8 protein-coding genes are annotated in these 5,488 nt (G+C 65.0%); 6 read left to right on the top strand and 2 right to left on the bottom strand.

The features are described 5' to 3' along the window. Nucleotides 1–691: 691 nt before the first annotated feature. Nucleotides 692–1,198, bottom strand: coding sequence for a nucleoside deaminase (locus G5C65_RS30245; RefSeq protein ID WP_165302239.1), 507 nt, complete (start codon nucleotides 1,196–1,198; stop codon nucleotides 692–694). Nucleotides 1,199–1,225: 27 nt separating this feature from the next. Further along, nucleotides 1,226–2,050: a GntR family transcriptional regulator gene (locus G5C65_RS30240; protein WP_165302238.1), complete on the bottom strand. Its 825-nt coding sequence runs from the start codon at nucleotides 2,048–2,050 to the stop codon at nucleotides 1,226–1,228. A 192-nt stretch (nucleotides 2,051–2,242) separates the two neighbouring features. Here G5C65_RS30240 and G5C65_RS30235 point away from each other — a divergent pair, with 192 nt between their 5' ends. From G5C65_RS30235 to G5C65_RS30210, 6 genes are all read left to right on the top strand, one after another. Then, nucleotides 2,243–2,602, top strand: a complete 360-nt coding sequence (locus tag G5C65_RS30235) for an SCO3933 family regulatory protein (RefSeq protein WP_165302237.1) — start codon at nucleotides 2,243–2,245, stop codon at nucleotides 2,600–2,602. 2 nt (nucleotides 2,603–2,604) lie between these two features. Further along, complete coding sequence (locus G5C65_RS30230; RefSeq protein WP_206442431.1) at nucleotides 2,605–3,966, top strand: FtsK/SpoIIIE domain-containing protein; 1,362 nt, start codon at nucleotides 2,605–2,607, stop codon at nucleotides 3,964–3,966. A gap of 86 nt (nucleotides 3,967–4,052) precedes the next feature. Then, nucleotides 4,053–4,250, top strand: coding sequence for a hypothetical protein (locus G5C65_RS30225; protein ID WP_165302236.1), 198 nt, complete (start codon nucleotides 4,053–4,055; stop codon nucleotides 4,248–4,250). Nucleotides 4,251–4,253: 3 nt separating this feature from the next. After that, complete coding sequence (locus G5C65_RS30220) at nucleotides 4,254–4,433, top strand: hypothetical protein (protein WP_165302235.1); 180 nt, start codon at nucleotides 4,254–4,256, stop codon at nucleotides 4,431–4,433. Nucleotides 4,434–4,538: 105 nt separating this feature from the next. Next, entirely contained in the window at nucleotides 4,539–5,228 is a 690-nt protein-coding gene (locus tag G5C65_RS30215; protein WP_165302240.1) for a DUF2637 domain-containing protein, read from the top strand. Nucleotides 5,229–5,247: 19 nt separating this feature from the next. Beyond that, nucleotides 5,248–5,442: a mobile element transfer protein gene (locus G5C65_RS30210; RefSeq protein ID WP_165302234.1), complete on the top strand. Its 195-nt coding sequence runs from the start codon at nucleotides 5,248–5,250 to the stop codon at nucleotides 5,440–5,442. Nucleotides 5,443–5,488: the final 46 nt, after the last annotated feature.

Here is a 5,488-nt window from a genome sequence, read left to right as displayed (position 1 = left end):
GCGATTTTGGGCTGGCGCTGCTTTGGCGCGAGTGATCATGGCCCCTTACGCTGGCCCGCGAATCGGGCTGGCTTCTCGCCTGCCCGCAAGTGCCCGATGTGGGGCCATGATCTTCGAGGCTCGCGCCAAAGTGGCTGCCTAAAATCGCAGAGCCGACCGGCCCCGCCACCGGGTTCCGGGGCCGCCGGTGCGGGGAAGTCCGCGATGTGCCGCCGCCGCAATCCGGCCTTGTCGGAAGCACAAAGCGTCTGTGACCTTGTGGTGCGGCAATCCCCTTGTGCCCCGTGGCCCGGTGCTGGTTTGTGCCGCTGGGTGGTGGCGACGGGCGGACGGCGGTCCGCAGCCGGTGGCGGAGACATGGAGGCGGCGGGGCGGCGGCCGGCCGGCGCCGCCGCGCCGTGCGCGGCTCTCGGCCCTTGGGTCGATCCGACTTCGTCGGGTGGCTCGGGTCTGGTGGTGCTGATGGGGGTGATGCGAGTGCCTTCAAGCTCTGGGATCGCTGAAGGGTTTCCCCCTCCAGGTCGGATTGCGGCGGCGGTACATCGCGGACTTCCCCGCACCGGCGGCCCCGGAACCCGGTGGCGGGGCCGGTCGGCGTCTTCGATTGATCCGGCGGACGCGAGCGCAGCGAGCCTTGATGAGGTAGAGAAACTTGTAACGGTGCTTGCTTGGGCGCTTGTTGGGGTGCGTGTCAGAGCTTCGGCTGTACTGGCTCGGGGAGCTGTTCGGCCCAAGCTTCAAGGACGCTAACAGCTTGAGCCCGCCAAGTTCCCCCGGGGGAAAACTCATCCAATGAGCGTTCTGCGGCTGGGGTAGCGACTTCTCGGTATAGCTGAAGGTCTTCGAAACCGTTTTTTGCTACGTCGGTGGTAGTGGCTCCAAACACCAAGCGTGGCAACCTAGCCCAATAGCAAGCAGTTAGGCACATAGGGCAAGGCTCGCTACTGGCGTACATTACTCCGTTCTCGAACAGATGGTGTTGAAGATTTCTCCCAGCGTCGCGCAGGGCCATGATCTCAGCGTGTGCGGTTGGATCATGGAGTTTAACCACAGTGCTGGTTCCTTCCCCAACAATTTCGCCTTCGATGACGACGATTGCTCCGAAGGGAGTTTTGCCTTCATCTTCAAGTGCGCGACGTGAGATGTTGATGACGTGTTGCAAGAAGAACTGATCAGTTGAGCTAATTCCTGATTGCATGGGTTAACTCCTTTTACTTATGCTTCTTTATGGGCTTTTTGTCCATGATTTGAGTGGGGTAACGAACCGGAGCTCGGTGCGGTCGGCTGGGTATGTTGCGTCCGAGATCTCGACGTTGCGGTTGTCGGCGTCGAGTGAGATTCGACGGCAGATCAGCAGGGGGATGCCGTCCGGAAGGCCCCATAGTTGCGCCTCTGCCGTTGTCGGCATGCGCCCAGTTACTTGATCTATCATGCACATGATCTCAATTCCGACTGTCGATAGCTGATGCTGGGTTCCTCCTGGCCACGGTTCGTTCCTTTCGTCAAGTAGTGCGGGGTTAGCACTGACTAGGTTTAGCGGAATGTGGGACGTGCTGGACGAAAGGAGATGCCCTGTTCTTTCGTCTGTTGCTTCGAAGTGCCGACGTAGGAGCAAGTCTTTTGCGGAGATCTCGAACAGTTCCGCTAGTTCTGGGCCTGCTTCGATGGTGTCGTATTTAGAGGAGAATCGTTGAGTCGTGATGGACATCCCTAGGTTCGTCTCGGCTTCTCCAACGGTGGCTCGTTCCTCTTCCGGTTGCCATGCAAGGTCTTTCTCTGCTTGATGTCGGTCCGATGATCGGATGACCTTGCCTGGCGGGATGCGCACGATGGGGGCTCTGCCACGACCAGAGCTAATGAGGCCCTGGGACTTCAGCAGGGCGATAGCTCCTCGCGCTGAGTTTGTGGAGCACTTCCATTCTTCGCACAGCTTGGCCAGCGTCGGGAGCGAGTCGCCCGGGGCTAGATCGCCACGTTCGATCCGCATCCGGAGGTGATCAGCGATCTTTAGGTGAATCGGCGCTTCTACGGCTGTGGGGCGTGGGTCCATGCCGCCAGTCTCACAGGTTCGCGGGTTTGTGGGCAAACCCCTTGCGTCGTGACGCCGTCTGCCCTAGCTTGATGGTTGTGGGTTTGCCCACAAACCCACGAAGTGGTCTCAAGGATCGCCCCCGGTCGGTGTGCTCTCTGCCAGGATCGCGGCACCGTCCGGGGGCTCCCCCCAAGAAGAGGGAGTTCCATCGTGGCATCTTTCAAGATCGATGTTTCGACGGCTGTGGTGTTCGTGGCGACGGCGCCGGAACCGAAGATGGCGAACAAGAAGACTGGGGAGCGGGCTGTGGACCGGGAGACGGGTGCTGGTCTGTCGACGGTCGGGCTGCTGGTCTCGGATGAGGGTGAGGGCAACCTCTACCAGGTGACGGTGCCGGAGACGGGTCTTCCGTCGGAGGGTTTGACGCCGGGTACGCCGGTGTCGGTCATCGGTTTGCGGGCGCGGGACTGGGAGAACGAGTTCAACGGTCAGAAGCGGCACGGGATCGCGTTTCGTGCGGTCGCGGTCACCTCGCTGGCGGCCGGCGCCGCGAAGCCGAAGGCGGCTTGATCATGGCGTGGCTGTTAGCCGTCGTGTTGGTGGTCGCCGGCGCGGGTGTGTTGCGCTGGCGGTGCCCGGCCTGGTTCTGGATGACCTTCGGTGTCCTCTACGCCGCTGTGCGGGTGCGGGTGCGGTACGCGTCGGTGATGGACGCGTGTGATCTGACGGTGGCTGCTTCGCGGTTCCGGTTGACGGTGGCGCGGTGGTTGGGCTGGTCGGTGCCTCGGCAGCGTCTGCCCCGGCTGTTGTGGATCAAGCCGACGCGGACCGGGCTGCGGTTGGGGGTGCGGATGTGCCCGGGGCAGGACGCGTTTGACTTCTCGGCCGCGACGGACCGGTTGCGGCACGCCTTCGGGATGTATCAGGTCACCTCCCGCGAGACGAAGTCGGGCACGGTCGAGATCGCCATGACTGGCTATGACGTGCTCAAGCGGGTGCAGATGCCGGTGCGGCGGGAGCGGGGTGCGCGGGGTGTGCTGCGGGTTGCGGTGGCGCTGTGTGAGGACGGCTCGGTCCATTACCGCGACTATCGGCAGGTGCCGCATGCGATCACGCTGGGCGCTTCGGGTTCGGGCAAGTCGGTCACACAGCGCCGGGTGATCAAGGAGCTTGCCGCGCAGCGTGTCGCCCTGGTGGGCGTGGACTGCAAGAACGGGGTGGAGCTGGCCCCGCTGGCGCGCCGGTTCTCGGCTCTGGCGGATGACGCCGATGCTGCGGCGGATCTGCTGGAGGCGCTGGTTGTGCGCATGGAGGCGATCTATCAGGTGATCCGCCGTGAACAGCGCGTCAGTGCGGATGTTCCGGATGCGGAGATCACTGCGGATATCTGGGGTCTGCCTGAGCATCTGCGGCCGGTTCCGGTGGTCCTCACGATCGATGAGATCGCCGAGCTGGCGCTGTACACCACTGCGGCGGAGAAGAAGCGCCGGGAGCGCTCGGTGGTGGCCCTGGTGCGTCTGGCGCAGCTCGGCCGCGCCGCCGGGATCTTCCTGGACATCTACGGGCAGCGTTTCGGCTCTGAGTTGGGGGATGGGATCACGATGTTGCGTGCTCAGCTCACCGGGCGGATGTCGCATCGGGTCAATGACGAGTCGAGTTCGAAGATGGCGTTCGGAGACATCTCCCCGCATGCGGTGTTCGCCGCGACCCAGATCCGCAACGACCGGCCGGGTATGGCGGTGGTCGGCTACTCCAGCGGGGAGTGGACCCGGATCCGCGCTGCCAACACCTCTCTGCGCGAAGCGGTCACGGCTTGCAACAAGCATGCCGACTTGACGCCGGTCCTTCCCGAGCTGGCCCGGTTTCGTCCGGATGTTGATGCTGGTGGGCCGGTAGCGGCTGCGGCGGTGGAGTCCGCCCCCGCCCCGGTCTGATCCCCCCTGTTCCACGGTCGGCGCGACCGCCCCTCGCGCCATGTCCCTACCCGATCCATGCCGAAAAGCAGAAGGAGGCCCGTGTGATGTGTGGGCGATGCAAGGACTATCAGCGCACGAATGCGCTGCTCGGCGACTTGACCCGGTACGTCGACCGCTACGTTTTGCGTCTCGATGTGGACTGGGAGTTCGCGCGGGTCATCGGTTACGGCCTGGCTAGGTCCCGGCGGCTGGTGTGGGACCCGACCGATTACCCGGCTTCCGACTTCAGGCCGGAGGGCTGAGCGATGGTCACCCGCAAGCCTGCTTCGGGCAAGTCCGCTGCTGCGGCGAAGTGCCCGACCTGCAAGGGCTCCGGCGAGACCAGCGTTCGCGTGGTCGTCGGCTCCCGCCGCAAGCACACGACCGATGACCACCAGAGCGGCTTGTGCCTGACCTGCATGGGTTCCGGCGAAGCCATGAACTGAGTCCGAGGCTCTGCCTGTTGCCCGATCCGCCCGACCCTGCACCCCGGGCGGTGAGGGGAGCCGGACAGACCGGACCGATCAACCGGTGTAAAGGAGGTGTGGATGATGACCCGCTCATTCTCGTTCCGGTCGGATGCCGTGCTGGTTCAGGCCGTGATCGCCGGGGCACTGTCCTTCGCCCACCTGCACGATATCGCTGTAGCGGCCGGGCAGGACGGCTGGAAGGCATGGGCCTACCCCATCTCGGTGGATTTGCTGTTGGTAGTGGCCTGGCGTCGGCTGCGCGACGCGGGACCGTCCCGGCTGGCCTGGTGCTGGTTTTTGATCGCGCTGTTCGCCTCGCTGGGCGCCAACGTGGCCACCGCCGGATTCCTCGACCTGGACCACCCGCCCGCATGGCTGCGCTTCCTGGTCGCCGGCTGGCCCGCACTGGCCTTCCTGGGCGGCACCCTCCTGGCCCACACCGCCGCTCCCACAAAGCCCGCACCCGTGGTCAAGACTGCACCCGAACCGGATGGGGCTCCGGCACCGGTTGAGGGGCCGGGGGACTCCGCCGCGCCCCGGGCGGTATCGGAGCGGCCTGTGCCCCCGGTGCCCGCACCGGCTCCTGTGCCGGTCTCCGGCCCGGCCGCGCCCCCGGCGCCCGGTGTGCCCTCGGCTCTGCTGGACCACGCACGCAAGCTCGCCGGCGAGCACCACATCCGCACCGGGACCGCCATTGATGCCGCAACCCTGCGCACCCGGCTAGGAATCCCCGAACCACTCGCACAGCAGATCGTCACCCAACTCGCCTGACAGACAAGGAGATCGACTCATGGCACGCCGGTTCTTCCTCTTCGAACGCCTCACCCGCTACGGCCCCGTTGAGATCGGCCGGGCCCTGACCCGGGACGGACAGAAGGGCTATCTGGCCTCCTGCACCTCCGACCAGTGCGGCTGGTCGGCGGACTACACCAGCTACGGCGCCGTGTGCATGGCCGCCAAGGGACACCGCTGCCGCATCAAGTAACCCAACCCGAAGGAGAACACCCCGTGCTACGCCCCAAGATCCCCAC

The organism is Streptomyces boncukensis, from assembly GCF_011045075.1.
GTDB lineage: Bacteria > Actinomycetota > Actinomycetes > Streptomycetales > Streptomycetaceae > Streptomyces > Streptomyces boncukensis.
This window is presented reverse-complemented; position numbering and strand designations above follow the sequence as displayed.